The organism is Acinetobacter sp. YH12126, assembly GCF_013418745.1.
Lineage (GTDB): Bacteria > Pseudomonadota > Gammaproteobacteria > Pseudomonadales > Moraxellaceae > Acinetobacter > Acinetobacter amyesii.
The window spans coordinates 88,460-106,407 of record NZ_VPBM01000008.1 but is presented as its reverse complement, the minus strand read 5'-3'; the positions used below and the strand labels follow the sequence as shown (position 1 = coordinate 106,407).

The 17,948-nt window shown below is 43.6% G+C and carries 16 protein-coding genes and 5 tRNA genes; 8 read left to right on the top strand and 13 right to left on the bottom strand.

Going from position 1 to position 17,948, the window contains the following annotated elements; genetic code table 11:
* The first annotated feature begins 7 nt into the window (after positions 1-7).
* The 8 genes from FTU62_RS07650 (at position 8) to FTU62_RS07615 (ending at position 9,528) form a co-directional block, all read left to right on the top strand.
* The gene (locus tag FTU62_RS07650; RefSeq protein WP_111884125.1) at positions 8-1,510 is read left to right on the top strand and encodes a UvrD-helicase domain-containing protein; all 1,503 of its coding nucleotides are present in this window, start codon (positions 8-10) and stop codon (positions 1,508-1,510) included.
* A 46-nt stretch (positions 1,511-1,556) separates the two neighbouring features.
* The gene (locus FTU62_RS07645; RefSeq protein WP_180102326.1) at positions 1,557-2,960 is read left to right on the top strand and encodes an AAA family ATPase; all 1,404 of its coding nucleotides are present in this window, start codon (positions 1,557-1,559) and stop codon (positions 2,958-2,960) included.
* A 343-nt stretch (positions 2,961-3,303) separates the two neighbouring features.
* Positions 3,304-6,144 carry a monovalent cation/H+ antiporter subunit A gene (locus FTU62_RS07640; protein WP_180102373.1) on the top strand — a complete coding sequence of 947 codons (2,841 nt, stop codon included), beginning with the start codon at positions 3,304-3,306 and terminating at the stop codon, positions 6,142-6,144.
* Position 6,145: 1 nt separating this feature from the next.
* Positions 6,146-6,511 carry a Na+/H+ antiporter subunit C gene (locus FTU62_RS07635; RefSeq protein ID WP_078189407.1) on the top strand — a complete coding sequence of 122 codons (366 nt, stop codon included), beginning with the start codon at positions 6,146-6,148 and terminating at the stop codon, positions 6,509-6,511.
* A complete protein-coding gene (locus FTU62_RS07630) occupies positions 6,511-8,319 on the top strand; it encodes a monovalent cation/H+ antiporter subunit D (protein ID WP_180102325.1) in 1,809 nt (602 codons plus the stop codon). Before FTU62_RS07635 ends, FTU62_RS07630 begins: the two co-directional genes overlap by 1 nt.
* A gap of 1 nt (position 8,320) precedes the next feature.
* Positions 8,321-8,842: a Na+/H+ antiporter subunit E gene (locus FTU62_RS07625; RefSeq protein ID WP_180102324.1), complete on the top strand. Its 522-nt coding sequence runs from the start codon at positions 8,321-8,323 to the stop codon at positions 8,840-8,842.
* Positions 8,839-9,114 carry a monovalent cation/H+ antiporter subunit F gene (locus tag FTU62_RS07620; protein WP_078189410.1) on the top strand — a complete coding sequence of 92 codons (276 nt, stop codon included), beginning with the start codon at positions 8,839-8,841 and terminating at the stop codon, positions 9,112-9,114. Before FTU62_RS07625 ends, FTU62_RS07620 begins: the two co-directional genes overlap by 4 nt.
* 12 nt (positions 9,115-9,126) lie before the next feature.
* Positions 9,127-9,528, top strand: coding sequence for a Na+/H+ antiporter subunit G (locus tag FTU62_RS07615; protein WP_168378199.1), 402 nt, complete (start codon positions 9,127-9,129; stop codon positions 9,526-9,528).
* Positions 9,529-9,530: 2 nt separating this feature from the next.
* Here the strand turns inward: FTU62_RS07615 and FTU62_RS07610 are convergent, their stop codons facing one another.
* The 13 genes from FTU62_RS07610 to tpiA all read right to left on the bottom strand — a co-directional run bounded on the left by FTU62_RS07610 (position 9,531) and on the right by tpiA (position 17,770).
* The gene (locus tag FTU62_RS07610; RefSeq protein WP_180102323.1) at positions 9,531-10,145 is read right to left on the bottom strand and encodes a hypothetical protein; all 615 of its coding nucleotides are present in this window, start codon (positions 10,143-10,145) and stop codon (positions 9,531-9,533) included.
* A complete protein-coding gene (locus FTU62_RS07605) occupies positions 10,129-10,383 on the bottom strand; it encodes a hypothetical protein (protein ID WP_180102322.1) in 255 nt (84 codons plus the stop codon). Before FTU62_RS07605 ends, FTU62_RS07610 begins: the two co-directional genes overlap by 17 nt.
* Before the next feature lie 166 nt (positions 10,384-10,549).
* On the bottom strand, positions 10,550-10,957 hold the full coding sequence (locus tag FTU62_RS07600; protein WP_180102321.1) for a ribosome-binding factor A: 408 nt from the start codon (positions 10,955-10,957) through the stop codon (positions 10,550-10,552).
* Entirely contained in the window at positions 10,957-13,650 is a 2,694-nt protein-coding gene (gene infB / locus FTU62_RS07595; protein ID WP_111884116.1) for a translation initiation factor IF-2, read from the bottom strand. Before infB ends, FTU62_RS07600 begins: the two co-directional genes overlap by 1 nt.
* A gap of 10 nt (positions 13,651-13,660) precedes the next feature.
* On the bottom strand, positions 13,661-15,145 hold the full coding sequence (gene nusA, locus FTU62_RS07590; RefSeq protein WP_078192558.1) for a transcription termination factor NusA: 1,485 nt from the start codon (positions 15,143-15,145) through the stop codon (positions 13,661-13,663).
* Between the two features lie 35 nt (positions 15,146-15,180).
* On the bottom strand, positions 15,181-15,705 hold the full coding sequence (gene rimP / locus FTU62_RS07585; RefSeq protein ID WP_078192559.1) for a ribosome maturation factor RimP: 525 nt from the start codon (positions 15,703-15,705) through the stop codon (positions 15,181-15,183).
* Between the two features lie 216 nt (positions 15,706-15,921).
* A tRNA-Met gene (locus FTU62_RS07580) sits at positions 15,922-15,998 on the bottom strand.
* A 90-nt stretch (positions 15,999-16,088) separates the two neighbouring features.
* Positions 16,089-16,165, bottom strand: a tRNA-Met gene (locus tag FTU62_RS07575).
* Positions 16,166-16,223: 58 nt separating this feature from the next.
* Positions 16,224-16,300, bottom strand: a tRNA-Met gene (locus tag FTU62_RS07570).
* 73 nt (positions 16,301-16,373) lie between these two features.
* Positions 16,374-16,450: transfer RNA gene (locus FTU62_RS07565), tRNA-Met, on the bottom strand.
* A gap of 48 nt (positions 16,451-16,498) precedes the next feature.
* Positions 16,499-16,583 (bottom strand) — tRNA-Leu (locus tag FTU62_RS07560).
* A gap of 52 nt (positions 16,584-16,635) precedes the next feature.
* On the bottom strand, positions 16,636-16,965 hold the full coding sequence (gene secG / locus FTU62_RS07555; RefSeq protein ID WP_078192560.1) for a preprotein translocase subunit SecG: 330 nt from the start codon (positions 16,963-16,965) through the stop codon (positions 16,636-16,638).
* A gap of 13 nt (positions 16,966-16,978) precedes the next feature.
* Positions 16,979-17,770: a triose-phosphate isomerase gene (gene tpiA, locus FTU62_RS07550; RefSeq protein ID WP_180102320.1), complete on the bottom strand. Its 792-nt coding sequence runs from the start codon at positions 17,768-17,770 to the stop codon at positions 16,979-16,981.
* Positions 17,771-17,948: the final 178 nt, after the last annotated feature.

Below are 17,948 nucleotides of genomic sequence, written 5' to 3'. Positions count from 1 at the left end.
CGCAACCGTGCCAGATCTTAAAAAACCGACCGCGACCTATGAGCAGGCCACCGCCATAGATAACGCACGTCTTGGTAAATCATTTAAAGTGATTGCCTATGCTGGCACAGGTAAAACAACCACACTGCAAATGATCAGTGATGCCATGCCTCAGCGGCGTGGCATGTACTTGGCCTTTAACAAAGCCATTGCCACCGAAGCACAGAATCGTTTTCATCAAAATGTCGACTGTCGAACCTTCCACTCATTGGCCTATCGCAGTGTTCCACGTGGAGTGACTGACAAACTGCGTCTACCGCGTTTAAGTCCGAGCTTTATTGCCAAAGAATATCGACTAGAACCGATCACCTTACGTCGTATGATGGGCGGTCGTTATGAAAAATATGTACTCATGCCTTCGCGTTTGGCAAGTCTGGTGGCAAACGCTGTCAGTTATTTCTGTTCGACCAGTTCGCAATACCCTGCCCCACGACATCTACAAGCGCCGAGTTGGTTGCATCCTGACGATATCGAAAGCTTACAAAAGCACTTATATCCTGCCATTGAACGTCGTTGGTTAGAGTCGATTGATCCGAACCATGCAGCAGGAATTGGACACGATATTTATTTAAAACTCTGGGCTCTGTCTGAACCGAATATTCCTGCCGACTACGTGTTGTTTGATGAAGCTCAGGATGCTGACCCACTAATGCTAGGGATTTTACTGAAGCAGCGGAATACCCAAGTCATCTATGTCGGCGATGCGCATCAACAAATTTATGCATGGCGTGGCGCAGTCAATGCCATGCAGCAACTCCCTTTACCCGAATCCCGTTTAACCACGTCGTTCCGTTTTGGTGAAGAAATTGCCTTGAACGCCAATGCTCTGCTGGGCGCACTGAATGAAACCGTACCGTTATTGGGTAATCCGCAGCTCAACTCTAAAGTGGTCAATAAGCCGCATACCAAGATGCGCGATGCCATTTTATGTCGTACCAATGCACGTGCGATGGAACTGTTATTGGCGGGTTTGGTTAAGGGCGAAAAAGTTAGCCTGCAAGCAGATCATGCGCGACTCAATCGTTTTGTCGATGCTGCAGCCATGCTCAAGCAAGGCAAGCGCGTAGTCGATGTCCCAGAGCTTGCGTGGTTTAACTCATGGCATGATGTGCATGAATATTGTGAAACCAATGACGGCAGCGATATTAAACCGCTAGTGAAGTTGGTCGATGACCACGGTACTGACCCACTGAAAAAGGCGCTGGCGAAAATCACCCCGATTGATCAAGCCGACTACATCATCTCGACCGCCCATAAAGCCAAAGGTTTAGAATGGGATCGGGTACATATTGAAGATGACTACCAATTTAAGCTCAACGATAAAGATTATAAAATTAGTGACGAAGAGTTACGGTTACTTTACGTGGCTTGCACACGTGCTAAAGTAAGTTTAAATATCCATCATATTTATGACTTGATGCAGCACTTAAAACGTCAAATGCCCAAATCTTTGGCACAAGCGGTCAGCTAGTATGATGAAAAAGGTGAATAAACAATAAATCAGTAAAAGGTGCACCATGAAATTACAATCGATCCAACTCAAGCACACCCTTCATTTTACTGATATCACCCTCAATTTTAATTACCACGATCTGCCGATCACCTTAATTTTGGGTGATCAAAGTTCTGGAAAAACCTCCCTACTACGCTTTAGTTATCAGGCCCTCACTTGGTTCGCTGCACGTTATAAAGATTTACGTACCGCAGGCGTGGTAATGCTCGATCAAGACATCATGTTAAATCGCTTGCAATCGAAACTTGATATTCAAGTCAGTTTTCCCGAAGAGATTGGCTCATTTCAGCTTTCAAGTGATCAACAAGACCAAGACCCACAATGTTGTTCATGGCAATTGTACAAAACCTTAAACAGTCAAGGCGTCGGTCTCAGTAAGGCTGAAACACAGCAATTAGAATCGATGGTTGCGCTGTATCAAAAAGCCCTCAAAGCCGATCCGTTACAAGGGTTGCCACTCATTGCCTATTACCCTGCTGAACGTTTCGTCAACGATGTGAATATTCTCAATAAAAATAATCCTGCTATTTTTCAGCCTTCGCATGCTTATGAAATATCGGCCATTCCCTTTACCACGTTTATTCGTTTTTTTGAGTGGTTTCGAGAAATATCCGACATTGAAAATGCGCAAAGTGCCGAATTAATTCAAAATTTATTACATCCTAAAACCCAAGCCGATATACCCAACGCATCAGACACGCCTCTTTTTGGGCATAAACTAGCACAAGCTCAGGCCGACCTACACGCGCCATCACTCAGATCATTAAAACAAGCTTTAGAGACCGTGTTGCCCGATGTGAGTAATATTTATCTGCAATATCACCCCAAATTACAGTTAATGGTCTGCTATCAAGGCAAAGACATGTTATTTCAACAGCTATCGAATAGTGTGCGCAACCTTGTGGCCTTAATTGGTGATATTGTACGTCGCCTGTGTCTACTCAATCCTCATAGCTTATATCCTTGCCAAGAAGGTGACGGGATTTTATTGATCGACGCCATAGACCACCAACTCGATCAAAATATGACTCAAGTGATTTTGACCCGTTTAAATCAAGCGTTTCCACGACTCCAAATCATTGCCAGCGGCAACCGTCCTGAACTAATGGAACAGGCTTCTCGCTTTCAGTGCTTACAATTACAGAATAAAAAGCTCAGTGAGATTCAGCCTGAAAAACTACAAGAAACCTATGATCAAATTTATCAGCAGTTGCAACTCGGATCTAAACCATCGCTTCCACCTAAAACTGAAGAGACTGAATTAAATGAGCCGTTGAACAGTCCAGATTCTATCCAGCATATGTTGCAATTAATTCAGACACAACTGACCGAGCAACAGCAACAAGAATTGGTTAGGGCTTTATCACAGCGAGGTGATCAGGACGTTACGATCCAACCGCTGAGTTAAAAATACTGAGGTTGATTGACTGAGTGTAATCCATAGCCTCGATGTTTAAATATTCAGCAATAAGGCCGCAATAGATGTCTAGACAGTTTCGTCAGGCGTATAATGTGTAAGTGGTTCATAAAAAAGATTGATGTTGTTTTACGCATGTAATATGATCGGTTTTATTTGCAATTTTCATAGTAACATCGGAAATTGCTATCGCTTCACGAGTTGCGCAACACAGCTTGTTTTTAATTTTTTTTGACACACATGGCTTTCAAGATTGAATTTTTGGACTGCTCTTTGCTGTCCTGTAATCCTTGAAAGATGAAATACACCTAGGTTTCACCGCCTAATCATGACAATGGATACGAGTGTGCTACCGATTATTATATTGTTACCGTTAATACTAGGCACAACACTTGTCTCGTGGTTGAAGCAATTCTCTCGCGGGGTAACAGCTTTAGGGGCGATTGGCGTCAGCCTCAGCAGTTTAGTTTTATTATTGAGTCAGGCTCAAGATGTATTTAATGGCAAAACCATCATTCAAACATGGCCATGGCTCACTCAAGTTGGCATAGATTTCAGCTTCCGTCTCGATGCACTGGGCTTATTGTTTTCCCTGCTCATTACCGGGATCGGCACCTTAATTTATATCTATGCCTACTATTATTTAAGTCCAAAGAATTCGCTCAGTAAACTGTATGTTTTATTGATGCTGTTCATGGCTGCCATGCTCGGCATTTCATTGTCTAATAATTTAATTTTATTACTCATTTTCTGGGAACTCACCAGTATTTCATCTTTCCTTTTGGTCGGTTATTGGAGCAATTACGACGCTGCTCAGCGTGGCTCTCGAATGGCTTTGACCATTACAGGTATGGGTGGTTTATGTATGCTGGGTGGTTTTATCCTATTGGCGCAAATCACGGGCACCTATCAGATTGACCAAATCCTGACGATGAGTAGCCAAATTCAGCAGCATCCACTTTTTGTGCCCACACTCCTATTAATTTTAATGGGGGCATTTACCAAAAGTGCGCAGTTCCCTTTCCATTTTTGGTTGCCAAATGCCATGGCGGCACCGACCCCCGTCTCGGCTTATCTACACTCTGCTACAATGGTGAAAGCCGGAATTTTCTTGCTTGCACGCTTATTGCCGATCTTTGCAGGTGCGGCGTTGTATCACAACTTGGTCACCTTTATTGGCTTATTTACCTTATGTATGGCGGCTTTCTTTGCCATTTTCAAAGAAGATTTAAAAGGGCTGTTGGCCTATTCCACCATCAGTCATTTAGGTCTGATTGTTTGCTTACTCGGGATCGGCTCTCCCCTCGCAGTTGCCGCTGCCATTTTCCATATCATTAACCATGCGACCTTCAAAGCAGCCCTATTTATGATCGCGGGGATTATTGACCACGAATCAGGCACACGTGATTTACGAAAACTCTCTGGTTTATGGCAATTACTTCCGTTTACCGCAACGCTGACCATGATCACTGCGGCCTCTATGGCAGGTGTCCCATTAACCAATGGTTTCCTTTCTAAAGAGATGTTCTTTACTGAACTGTTAGCCAACCTGACTGGGCCAGTGATGATCGTGTCAGCCATCATTGCCACCTTTGCCGGTATCTTTGCTGTCGCGTATTCGGTACGTTTGGTTCATGGGGTATTTTTTGATGGCCCATTGGGGAAAGAAGTTCCCAATAAAGAAGCACATGAACCACCGTTTGGTATGCGCGCACCAGCAACCTTACTGGCTGCTTTATGTATTTTAGTTGGATTATTCCCTGCCCTATTGGTTGAGCATATAGTCAACAGCACAGCACGTGCGAGTATTCAAAACCCTGCGTTTGAAGGTACACATTTAGCGATTTGGCATGGTTTAAATGCACCGCTTTTGATGAGTGTAATAGCACTATTGGGTGGTTTAATTTTCTACTTCGCATTGGCAAAGGGCGGCAAATTACGGCGGATCGACTTAGATCCATTTTTGGGTCGTTTGCAAGGTAAAGTGCTGTTCGACTTATTTTTAAAATATCTTTTACTCAGCTCAAGAAAATTCCGTCGCTTTACTGAAAACGGCAAATTACAAAGCTATGTATTGTGGATTTTAATCTTTAGTGTAGCCATCGTCATCGTTCCATTTTGGCTGCAAGGTATCGGCACAGGCAGCCGTGAACTGATACATGCACCAATCATCGCAATCGTTCTGTGGCTATTATTATTCTCTGCATGTTGGATGATGCTTTGGTTCCACCATGAACGGATTAAAGCCGTCCTCATCAGTGGTGCAGTCGGTCTGGTTGTGACTATGGTGTTTATCTGTTTCTCCGCTCCAGATTTGGCGCTCACGCAGATTACTGTTGACGTGGTGACCACCGTGCTCTTACTCATGAGCTTATCATTATTACCACAGCTCACCCCTTATGAGTCGAGTGTGTCTCGTCGTTGGCGAGATGCAATAATTGCGATTATTGCAGGTTTAGGGATCGCATGGATTTCATGGCTGATCATGACCCGCGATCATAATTCCATCTCATGGTTCTTTATGCAGCAATCCATCCCACTTGGTGGTGGTACCAATGTGGTCAACGTGATCTTGGTCGACTTCCGTGGCTTCGATACCTTTGGTGAAATTACCGTACTGGGAATTGCCGCAATTGGTACGCTGTGCATGATGGATGGTATGCGTGCTCATGGTACCACCATTACGCAAGGTCTGACCTATCGTTTTAATCCGTCACCACTGATGTTCCGTATTACATCATCATGGATTTTGCCTTTAGCACTCGTCATCAGCTTATATATTTTCCTACGGGGTCATAATTTACCAGGCGGTGGCTTTATTGCAGGCTTAATTACCTCTTTAGCCTTAGTGATTCAATATATTGCGCTCGGCCAAGACCGTGCTGAACAACTGATTGGTGCAAAATCAGGTCGCTTATATGAAGTTTGGATTGGTATTGGTTTAACCATTGCGGGGCTGACAGGTATCGCGGCTTGGCTATGGGGGCGTCCATTCCTGACCAGTGCTCATATCTATGTATCGCCACCCATTTTAGGTGAAATGCACCTTGCCTCCGCTGCCCTCTTCGACACAGGTGTCTACATCACCGTTGTGGGCGCGACGATGTTAATGATTTCCGTCTTAGGCGACTCGCGTCACTCGAGTATGTCTGGTCCAGTTCCAAGAGGCGAATAAGATGATTAGTTTAGAATTTTTACTCGCTTCAGCCATTGGCTTACTGACTGCAACAGGGGTCTACCTGATTTTGCGGGCACGTACCTTTCCTGTCGTACTGGGTTTAGCCATGATTGGCTATGCCGTGAACTTATTTTTATTTGTCATGGGACGTATTCATGTCAACGCACCTGCCGTGTTAACTGAAACCACCAAAGCGACCGATCCTTTACCACAAGCCTTGGTCCTGACAGCCATTGTGATTGGCTTTGCGACCACTGCCTTTATCGTACAATTGGCTCTGCGTAGCCGCTATGAAACTGGAACAGATCATGTGGACTCCAAAGAAGAAATACCGCAAATTGACCCGCGGGAGGATGAGCCATAATGCATGACTTCATCCAATTTTGGACTACGCATAGCCCGATTTTCAGTATTTTAATTCCTGCAATTACTGCATTTATTTTAGTCCTGCTGGGCAACCCCGGTTCTGGCTCGTTGGCGCATGACTGGCGACAACCTTGGCGTCGCGGAATCAGTTATGTCTCTGGTATCCTCGGACTGATCACATCCATCAGTTATTTGATGATTGCCAGCTCTGGTCAAGTTTTGGTTTATAACTTGAGTGAATGGGCCGCACCATTCGGCATCGTTTTAGTCTTAGATCGACTCTCTGCTTTCATGTTGGTGCTAACCTATGGACTTGCTGTGCCAGTGATGTGGTTTGCTAGCAAAGAATGGGACGAACGTGGTCGTTATTTCCATGCCATGTGCCATTTCTTACTGATGGGTTTGTGTGGTGCGTTCCTGACAGGCGATTTATTTAACCTGTTTGTGTTCTTTGAAATCCTGTTGATGGCATCATATGTTTTGCTCTTACATGGTCAAGGCAAAGCACGTTTTCAGCTTGGTATTCATTACGTCACCATTAACCTATTTGCCTCTGCCCTTTTCCTGATTGGACTCGGGATGATTTACGGCAGTGTAGGTAGCTTAAATATGGCTGATGTTGCACGACTTATGCCTTTGCTTGAAGCGGATCAACATCGTATCGCAGTGGCTGGTGCATTGTTACTGTTTACCGTCTTTGGCATCAAAGCTGCAATGCTGCCTGTAGGGTTCTGGTTACCAAAGACCTATGCTGTGGCAACCACGCCTGTCGCAGCCTTGTTCACCATTATGACCAAGGTCGGCATCTATGCCATTCTCCGTGTCAATGGTACTGTGTTTGACGATGGGATTAGCCGTGAAATCTTACAACAGTGGCTGTTACCGATTGGCTTAGTAACCTCGCTCTATGGTGCTTATGGTGCTATCGGAACCGATCGTTTACGTCGTTTTGTCGGTTTTATGATTTTGTCTTCTATCGGGACAATATTGGTTGCGATTTCACTCTTTAATACGGATGCATGGGCTGCAGGACTTTATTACCTGATTCACAGTACCATTATTGGTGCAGCTTTTTATATTCTATCGGGTTGGATTACCTCACAACGCGGCGAATTTAAAGATCATTTTAAAATTGCGCCCCGCATGAAACAGCATAATACAGTTGCTGTCTGCTATTTCATCATTGCGTTGATGATGGCTGGTCTACCACCATTTAGCGGCTTTTTGGGTAAAGTATTTATCTTACAAGCAACAGCCAATTCACCTTACCAAGTCATGATTATTTTAATTGTTTTGTTGGTGAGTTTACTCAGTATTATCGCATTCACCCGAGTTGGTTTTGTGCTTTTCTGGCGTTCATCTCGCCCAGAAGATGATATTGATACTGAAGAATATCAGCGTTATCAGGCTTTGCCGAATAAGGCACCGCTTCGTAATGACAAAACCATTTATCTGCTGTTAACAGCGCTTGTGGGATATATGGTTTTTGCTGCGCCGATCTATGACTATACCTACAAAACTGCACAGCAAATTCAAGACAATCCATTATATGAATCGTTGCTACTGAAAAAGGATGAAGAAGGCCAAATCATCAGTGTTCAACCTTATGATCCTGAAAATTTACCTGAAACCAAATATGGTGGTGAATCAGCCGATCCAAATGCACACCTCATTCCTGCATTGATCGCACCTGAAACTCTACATGGCGAGCATATTTCTGAGTACAAGCAACGCCAAATTCAGGGACAGCAACAAGAAGAAAAACTACCTGAAGAGACCCAACTAAAACCGATGGAGGCACCTTAACATGGCGAAAACATCTGTATTAAATCGCTGGTTTCCGCATCCATTGGTATCAGTCATGGTTGGTCTGAGCTGGGTTATGTTGGCGCACAGTCTAGATGCGGCCACACTCTGTATGGCCTTGGTTTTAGCCATTGTTATTCCGCGAATGGTTCGCCCTTTTATTGACCGAACGCCGAATATCAACTGGCTGGCGGCATGTAAATTATTCTTTGTGGTGCTGTGGGATATTATTGTCAGTAATATCCATGTTGCAAAACTCGTCCTTGGGCCAACACATAAACTTCATCCGAAATGGTTCCGTGTTCCTCTCGATACACAGCATGAGGAAGTCAATTCTTTACTTGCGATGATCATCACCACCACACCCGGTACGGTGTCTGCTGGGATTGACCAAGACCGTGGTGATATTTTGGTCCATGCGCTGAGCACGGATGACCCTGAAGCGGAAATTCAAACCATTAAAGAGCGCTATGAACGCCCTCTCATCCTCATTTTTGGCGCTGATACAGGAGAATCCGCATGACAATTTTACCGTATGCGCTTGGCATCTGTTTAGTTGCTGTGACGATCTCGATGTTACTGTGTCTCATTCGCTTGGTGATGGGACCCTCAATCGTAGACCGGCTACTTGCTTTAGATACCTTATTTTTAAATGCTACCTGTTTAATTGTCATTTTAGGTATTTATTGGGCAAGTACATCGATGTTTGAAGGGGCTTTATTGGTTGCCATGCTGGGGTTTGTGTCTACAGCCGCTTTAGCACGATATTTCACCACTGGCCACGTCATCGACTAGGAGTACATTAATATGCAATTAGTCATGGAAATTTTGGTCTCGATTTTTTTGGTTATTGGCGCTTTTTTCATGTTGGTCGGCGGTATTGGCATGGTTCGCCTACCCGACTTATTTATGCGTCTGCACGCACCGACCAAATCGAGCACCTTAGGCTTAGGAAGTTTTCTAATAGCTGCAATTATTTATGCGGCATTTCAAGGCCGTTTTGGATTTGCAGAAATCCTGATCACGCTTTTTGCTTTTATCACTGCACCGGTTTCTGCAAACCTCATGGCACAAGCCGCATTACATTTACGACTGCGCTCGATGAGTGGTGATGCACCAGAAGCGCTTAATCGCCCTCTTCCTTGGCAGCGAACTCGCCGCCGTGCATTTCACTCTAAAGTCCATTCAAAACCGGAGGATCTGGATTAAATCTAGATCCAGTTTTGATTATCCCTTATAGCCCAAAAATCTTTAATTTTCATCCATAATTTCTCAATTACATTCCCTTGAGCCATATATTGCAAACGTTTTTGGTTATAAGGTGTTTTTTTTAAACCATACTGCCTAGCTAAATCAATCAGTAAGTTAGTCTCAAAACTACTTTGAAAATTGTTATACCAGCCAGGCTGATTCTGTCTCATCTCAAGATTCGCCAATTCATAAAACAGCTGTGCCATCACGGCATCCTGTCTTGAAACAAAATTCTTCCGCTCACTGATTTGTAAGCTGACCTGTTCTCGTATGGCATCGTATTCCGCTGTTGTGGGTTTGCGCTGATTCTTCCAGTGCGCATCAGGAACATAGCCTGTTCCATAATGTACATTTAACAATGGATATTCATGAAAATATTTTGGTGTCGCGCGCTTGGTTTTGGCTTCTAAAATATTCAGATGAATCCATTCACTGCCAAGATGTATCAATGGATCACGCTTCATACCTTCTGCAATCCAATTTTTGGCCAGTTTAATATTGCCGATCAACTCATAAGCTGTGCCTAAATTCACTGCCGTCTTCGGTAAACCTGGATGCTCAATTTCCAATTGCACGTAAAACCTTAATGGCTAAATCGTAACGGCCTGCGTAGATCTGATGTACGGCATAATCATTTTCTGCCTGATAGTCTATTGGGCTAGGATGCCTTGATACAAAGTTATTCAATTTTTCGTCATGATGTTCTTCGCATTGATTTTCTTTTTGTGAATCAGATGTATAAAAATCTTCTACATAGGTATTTAAACATGCCCAACTTGGCATAGTGATGAGTAATATGCTGCTCAATAGCATGATTTTTTTTCATTTCATTGTTTTTACAGATAGGCGGATTGAATATCATGTTCGACCTGTCTTTCATTAGCACATTATAATTTTAAAGTGATTGAGTTTTTAAGTTACTGCTATTCAAACATAAAAAAGCCACCCGAAGGTGGCTTTTTTCATTCAGCGAACTGAATTATTCATCATCTTTTTTTGCTTCGTCAGTAGGAGGTAAGTCCTTGACCGCTTCCGCAATTAGACCAAACATATAGTTGCCATAAGCATTTGTTTTGTCGTAATGGAAACGCAAACGTGGCGTAATACGTGTTTTGATACGACGACTCAGTTCATGACGCAAGAAACCAGATGCTTTATTCAAGACATCTAAAGTTTCTATATTTGCAGCTTCACTTTGCTCATCGCCTAGCTCACGCCCCATTACAGTCACATAAACTTCGGCATATCCTAAGTCTGGGCTCACCTTCACGGCAGAGATGGTCACAAGACCACCTAAGCGTGGATCTTTCAGCTCCTGACGGATCAGTTCTGACAACTCACGTTGTACTGTATCCGCCATACGCTTCAGACGTTGACTACCCGCCATTAAAGACTCCGTTTAATCAATTGAACATCGTACACTTCGATCTTATCTTGTGCTTTGATGTCTTTATAGCCTTTCACCGCAAGACCACATTCCATACCAGCACGAACTTCTTCAACCACATCTTTGTAGCGACGAAGAGATTCAAGCTCGCCTTGGAATACCACCACGTCATCACGTAATACGCGAATCGGTTTATTACGGTGTAATGTACCTTCAAGTACCATACAACCTGCAGCAGCACCGAATTTACTTGAGTGGAACACTTCACGTACTTCAGCAACACCCAGAATTGTTTCACGGTGTTCAGGCGCCAATTTACCGCTCATCGCATCTTTCACATCATCAATTAATTGATAGATGATCGAGTAGTAACGAATGTCGATACCATCAGCATCAGCTTTTTGACGTGCAGTATTATCAGCACGTACGTTAAAGCCGAGAAGAACCGCTTCTGAAGATTCAGCAAGTGTTACGTCAGACTCAGTGATCGCACCAACACCTGAACCAATAATACGTACTTTCACTTCATCAGTTGCAAGTTCAGCAAGTGCAACGTGTAATGCTTCCAAAGTACCACGTACGTCTGTTTTCAATACCACGTTGACAATAGGCACATCTTTCTTGCCCATAGACGCCATGATATTTTCAAGACGCATCGCAGATTGACGTTCAAGACGTTTTTGACGTTCACGATCCATACGCGCATCAGCAACTTCACGTGCTTTTTTCTCGTCATTTACAACAAGAACTTCATCACCTGCCATTGGCGCTTCTGGTAGACCCAAGATTTCCACAGGAATCGAAGGACCAGCAGATTTAATACGTTGACCATTTTCATCTGTCATCGCACGTACACGACCGTATGACGAACCTGCAAGAACAAGGTCACCCACTTTCAATGTACCGTTTTGAACAAGAATCGATGTTACCGCACCACGCCCTTTGTCTACACGTGCTTCAATTACAACACCTTGTGCTGCACCCTCTTCAGATGCTTTAAGCTCAAGAAGTTCGGCTTGAATTGAGATCAAGTCAAGAAGTTCGTCGATACCTGCACCTGAATGCGCAGAAACCATTGCCACGGGAACGTCACCGCCCCATTGCTCAGGTACGATTTCTTTCGTCGTCAACTCATTCAATACGCGATCTGGATCAGCAGACTCTTTATCCATTTTGTTGATAGCAACAATAATTGGCGTACCTGCTGCACGTGCATGGTCAATCGCTTCCGCAGTTTGTGGCATAACACCATCATCTGCTGCAACAACCAACACTACGATATCTGTAGATTTCGCACCACGTGAACGCATTGCAGTAAATGCTGCGTGTCCCGGTGTATCTAAGAAAGTAATAATACCTTTTTCAGTTTTCACATGGTAAGCACCAATATGCTGTGTGATACCACCTGCTTCACCTGCAGCCACTTTAGAGCGACGAATACGGTCAAGAAGTGATGTTTTACCATGGTCAACGTGACCCATAATTGTCACAACTGGCGGACGAGTGGTTTGGACACCACGCGCTTCTTCAGCTGCTTCAAGTAAGTTGTCTTCTGCTTGTGTATCCGAAACAAGTACTGGATTGTGACCCATTTCTTCAACAACAAGTGCTGCAATTTCTTGATCAATCGCTTGGTTTTGAGTAACCAATTCGCCCATTTTCATGAGTGATTTGATAACTTCGCGAACTTTAACCGCCATTTTCGCAGCCAAGTCAGCAACAACAATTGTTTCACCAATTTCAACATCATAAACTTGTTTTTTAACTGGTTTTTCAAAGCCATGCTTGTTCGCTTGACTTGTTTTCAAACCACGTTTATGTGAGTTATCACGGAAAGATTGCTCTTCGCCACGACGACCACCTTTTTTAGGTGAACGTGAATTGTTGGTATTGGTACCACGTTTAATTTCACGGTCTTCTTTCGCAAATGAATCTTCATATGCCTGACCTACAAGGCCGGCAGCAAGCGGAGAATCATCTACAACACGAATGGTCGCAGTAGTGTCTTCGTTAGAATACTTAGACGCCATTTGACGCATTTGCTCAAGCGTACGTTGTTGCGCTTCTTCAGCGGCTTTACGACGCGCCGCTTCTTCTACAGCTTTCAATTGTGCTGCTTGAGCTTCACGTGCTTTTTTCTGTTCTAGAGTTTCAACAGGTTTTGTAATTGGCTTGTTGTTTGACTTACGTTTTACAACAACCGCAGCTTTCGGTGTTTCTTGCTTCGCATGTTCTTGCTTCGCAGCAGCGCGCATTGCTTCTAAAGCTTGTTTCGCTTTAGATACTGGTTGTTGCTTCGGTTCTTCAGCTTTCGCTTCAACCTTAGGTTCCTGTTTACGTGCTTGTTGGTCAGCTTGTGCTTTCGCTAATGCTTCAGCTTTAATTTGCTCAGGATCCGGTTTAACAAATGTATGTTTCTTACGAACTTCTACATTAATCGTTTTTGCCTTGCCCGATGTACTCGCCACTTTAGCAGTACTGGTAGTTTTACGTTTCAACGTGATTTGTCCTGCATTGCCCGCATCCTGACCATGAACTTTTTTCAAATGGTTAACGAGGGCATTTTGTTGTTCAGTGGAGATAATATCGTCAGGTTTAGTTTGTGGTAAACCCGCATCACGAACCTGTTCCAGTAGCTTCTCAACTGGACGACCCACGCTGAGAGCTAACTCCTTAATCGACTTGTCCGTCATATATTACCTCCTAGTTAAACCATGATTCGCGCGCTTTCATAATAAGTTGACCTGCTTTTTCAGCACCTAAACCTTCGATATCAGAGATATCGTCAGTGGCTTGATCTGCAAGATCATCTACAGTTACCACACCGCGAGCGGCAAGCGCATATGCGATTTCTTTAGTCACGCCTTCCATTGCAGCAAGCTCTTCGCTTGGCTCTTGGATGTTTTCTTGTTGCTTCAATGCATCAGCCAATGCAATTTCTTTTGCACGACCTTGTAGCATTTCAACAGTTTCAGCATCAAGTTCGATCTCATCGAATGTTTCCGCAGGAACATACGCGATTTCTTCTAATGATGTGAAACCCATTTCAACTAACGCCATCGCTAAGTCTTCATCAATATCTAGACGTGTAACAAACATATCTAAATATTGTTGCGCTTCGTTTTGTTGGCGTGCGTGATATTCTTCTTCAAGCATCATATTGAGCTTGTAACCAGTCAATTCAGATGCTAAGCGTACGTTTTGACCTTGAGAGCCAATTGCACGTGCTAACTGATCACTTGTTGCAAAAATAATATCTGCAGTACGTTCTTCTTCATCAATCACGATACCTGATACATCAGCAGGCTCTAGAGCACTTGCAATGTACTGTGCCGCGTCATCAGACCAAACGACTACATCAATACGCTCACCATTTAACTCTGATTGAACTGCTTGGATACGTGTACCACGCATACCAATACATGCACCTACAGGATCAATACGGTGATCGTTTGTTTTCACAGCGATTTTAGCACGAACGCCAGGTTGGCGTGCAGCAGCCTTAATCTCAATGATTTCTTCAGCAATTTCAGGAATTTCTTTCTTCATCAATGCAATAAGCATTTCTGGTTTAGAACGAGAAAGTAATAACTGAGCACCACGGCCTTCACGGTTTACGTTAAACAAAATCGCGTTTACACGTTGTTTAGGACGTAGAATTTCTTTAGCGATCATTTCTTCACGCGCAAGATATGCTTCTGCATTGTCACCTAAATCAATGATAAAGCCATCTTTGGTTTGTTTTTTCACTTCACCGTAGATGAGTTCACCAACTTTAGATTCGTAAGCATCTGCAATTAGTGCACGCTCTGCTTCACGAATTTTTTGAACAATCACTTGTTTCGCAATTTGTGCCGCAATTCGACCGAAATCAATCGATTCAACTTCAAGTTCACGGATATCCCCAATTGCCCATTTTGCAGGATCTACATCAGAGATCGCATCTTGGCATGCTGGCATTTCGTGATCTTCGTCGGCAACCACTTCCCATTGACGGAAAGTACGGTAATCACCAGTACGACGGTCGATTTCTACACGTAGACGAGCTTCTTCCGAGTGAGTTCCCTCGTAGAATTTCTTCTTAGTCGCTGCAACTAAAGCTTGTTCAAGCGCTTCAAAAATTGCATCACGACTTACACCTTTTTCGTTACTAACCGTTTCTACTACGGTAAGAATTTCACGAGCCATAAGTCACCTATTCGTTCAGATTCTTATTTATTAAATTAATCTTGGAAAACCAGATTTGCTTTATCAATATTGTGGCTGTCAATATCCAACACTTGCTGCTTTTCAACTTCAACCTGAATCATTTCGTTCTCAAGGTCTACGTTTACAAGTTTGGCTTGGAATTTACGACGATTATCTACAGCACTGATCAAACGCAAAGCGACTTGCTGACCAATGTATGCCGTCATTTGTTCCAATTTAAAGAACTGACGATCCCAACCTGGAGATGACACTTCCAATGCATATTCGCCTGAAATTGGATCATGTACATCCAACATCGCACCCACTTGCTGAGTGACACGAACACAGTCCTGCACGCCGATACCACGGCCTTGCTCAACTTCGCCATCTTCATTGATGACAGGTTCTGCATTTTCATCAACTTCACGGTCGATATAAATACGTAACAGTGAACGTTTTCCTTGAGGCTGGAAATCAATCCCCCAAAGTTCTACATCACATGCTTGCACCGCTGGGGCAATTAAGTCCTGAAGTGCTTGAGTTTTATTTGATAGCTTCATTTACTCTCGTCAAATTTGTGCGATTCGATGGTCGAAATGACCACTACAGACCAATGCGAAACTATAGTAGTAGTGAAACATGACGGTTTGACCAAAATACTGTCGACACTACACGATAGCCAATAAAAAAGGGCGTAAATCGCCCCATTATTACACAGAAAACCATAGTCCACTGTGCAAAAAGGCCCACCTAGTTGTGAGCCTCTTTTAGAAACTTGGTAGCGGGAGCTGGATTTGAACCAACGACCTTCGGGTTATGAGCCCGACGAGCTACCAGACTGCTCCATCCCGCATCAACATGCAAAAATTATATACAATTTCTTGGTCATTTTCAATCTAAAACAACCTGAAGAATTGCCCTACTGAGTTGCATCTCAGAGGATTGGTAGCGGGAGCTGGATTTGAACCAACGACCTTCGGGTTATGAGCCCGACGAGCTACCAGACTGCTCCATCCCGCATCAACATCACAATGACTTTCAGATAAACTGCTTATATAGATTGTGTGCTATATAAGATTGGTAGCGGGGGCTGGATTTGAACCAACGACCTTCGGGTTATGAGCCCGACGAGCTACCAGACTGCTCCACCCCGCATCAATATGCAAATAGTTTTCTCAGCTTTAAAAGCTGTCCATTTAAAAGTTTGCATCTTAAAAATAGAATTGATTGGTAGCGGGAGCTGGATTTGAACCAACGACCTTCGGGTTATGAGCCCGACGAGCTACCAGACTGCTCCATCCCGCATCAACAGAGTTTTGCTGCATACACCAACTTATGTTCTGGATTATAAGTTGGTGCGGAAGGGGGGACTTGAACCCCCACGCCCGAAAGCACTACCACCTCAAGGTAGCGTGTCTACCAATTCCACCACCACCGCAGCTGTGACGCATTCTAGTCTCAACACGTCAAAAAAGAAAGTGCTAAATAAATTATTCAGCGCTTTTTGGTGCAGTTGGCGAAGTTTCAGCCGATTTTGCAGGCGCAGTCGGTACTGAAGAAATCGCATTCAGACTATAAGCATCTGTCGTTTGTTTCTTTGCAAACACAGCAAGTGTCAAGCTCGTAACGAAGAACAAAGCCGTTAAAATCGCAGTCAAACGGGTCATAAAGTTACCCGAACCCGATGCACCAAATACAGTTGCAGCACCGCCGCCACCAAAAGATGCACCCGCATCTGCGCCTTTACCATGCTGAACTAAAATCAGCACGATCATTAAAATCGCTAAGATAATATGTACCACCAGCACAAACGTATGCATGCTGAACTCCTAATTATTTTGTATATGCAAATGCTTGAGCAATTTTATAAAACGACTCTGCATTTAATGATGCACCACCGACCAGCGCACCATTGATATCTGGACAGGCTGCCAACTCTACTGCATTTTCAGGTTTTACACTACCACCATAAAGAATCGCAGTATGAAGTCCCATTGGGGTGATTTGGCTTAAACCTTCACGAATTTTAGCATGCATCGCTTGCGCATCTTCAGGTGACGCCGTTTTACCTGTGCCAATAGCCCAAATTGGCTCATAAGCAACCACAATTTGTTTCCACTGCTCTGCTTGTACGACAGTAGCAATATCACATATTTGTTGTAACACAACCTGTTCTGCTTGACCTCTTTCACGTTGTTCTAAGCTTTCACCCACACAATAAATCACAGTCAAACCTGCGTTTAATGCATTTTTTACTTTTTCATTAATGATATGCGGTTGATCAGCGAATATTTCACGGCGTTCCGAATGACCAATCAGTACAAATTCAACACCATAATCTTTTAATAGCTCTGCACTGAGCTCACCCGTATATGCGCCGGTACCTGCGAAGCGAGAAACGTCTTGTGCAACGGTCATAATATTACGGTTTGCTTGTGCTAATTCATTTTGCACCGTGGTCAAAGCAATAGCTGTTGGTGCAACCCCAATATGACATGCCGCTTCAGCAATATTTTGTTCATCTAATAATTGCTTAAAATTCTTAAGAAGTGCGCCAGCATCGGCTTGCAATGGGTTCATTTTCCAGTTACCCACTACCCAAGGCGTAATCGTCGAACCCGACATATTTATCCCACATGACAAAGATGAAATCGGGCACATTCTACACGTAATTCATAATTTTGAAGATAAATTTCAACACATTTGCATCTTCGAAACACACCAGTCATTCCAAGATCTTCACTTTTCTGTAAAAAAATTAAGCAGATTTAAGGACTGGTTCATGCTTTTTACCAATTCTTAG

What these genes read in the sequence shown, in the direction of transcription:
- FTU62_RS07645 (WP_180102326.1), top strand. Translation starts at nt 1,557, where the DNA reads ATGAAATTACAATCGATCCAACTCAAGCACACCCTTCATTTTACTGAT.
- FTU62_RS07640 (WP_180102373.1), top strand. Translation starts at nt 3,304, where the DNA reads ATGGATACGAGTGTGCTACCGATTATTATATTGTTACCGTTAATACTA.
- FTU62_RS07635 (WP_078189407.1), top strand. Translation starts at nt 6,146, where the DNA reads ATGATTAGTTTAGAATTTTTACTCGCTTCAGCCATTGGCTTACTGACT.
- FTU62_RS07630 (WP_180102325.1), top strand. Translation starts at nt 6,511, where the DNA reads ATGCATGACTTCATCCAATTTTGGACTACGCATAGCCCGATTTTCAGT.
- FTU62_RS07625 (WP_180102324.1), top strand. Translation starts at nt 8,321, where the DNA reads ATGGCGAAAACATCTGTATTAAATCGCTGGTTTCCGCATCCATTGGTA.
- FTU62_RS07620 (WP_078189410.1), top strand. Translation starts at nt 8,839, where the DNA reads ATGACAATTTTACCGTATGCGCTTGGCATCTGTTTAGTTGCTGTGACG.
- FTU62_RS07615 (WP_168378199.1), top strand. Translation starts at nt 9,127, where the DNA reads ATGCAATTAGTCATGGAAATTTTGGTCTCGATTTTTTTGGTTATTGGC.
- FTU62_RS07605 (WP_180102322.1), bottom strand. Translation starts at nt 10,383, where the DNA reads ATGCTATTGAGCAGCATATTACTCATCACTATGCCAAGTTGGGCATGT.
- FTU62_RS07600 (WP_180102321.1), bottom strand. Translation starts at nt 10,957, where the DNA reads ATGGCGGGTAGTCAACGTCTGAAGCGTATGGCGGATACAGTACAACGT.
- infB (WP_111884116.1), bottom strand. Translation starts at nt 13,650, where the DNA reads ATGACGGACAAGTCGATTAAGGAGTTAGCTCTCAGCGTGGGTCGTCCA.
- nusA (WP_078192558.1), bottom strand. Translation starts at nt 15,145, where the DNA reads ATGGCTCGTGAAATTCTTACCGTAGTAGAAACGGTTAGTAACGAAAAA.
- rimP (WP_078192559.1), bottom strand. Translation starts at nt 15,705, where the DNA reads ATGAAGCTATCAAATAAAACTCAAGCACTTCAGGACTTAATTGCCCCA.
- secG (WP_078192560.1), bottom strand. Translation starts at nt 16,965, where the DNA reads ATGCATACGTTTGTGCTGGTGGTACATATTATCTTAGCGATTTTAATG.
- tpiA (WP_180102320.1), bottom strand. Translation starts at nt 17,770, where the DNA reads ATGTCGGGTTCGACGATTACGCCTTGGGTAGTGGGTAACTGGAAAATG.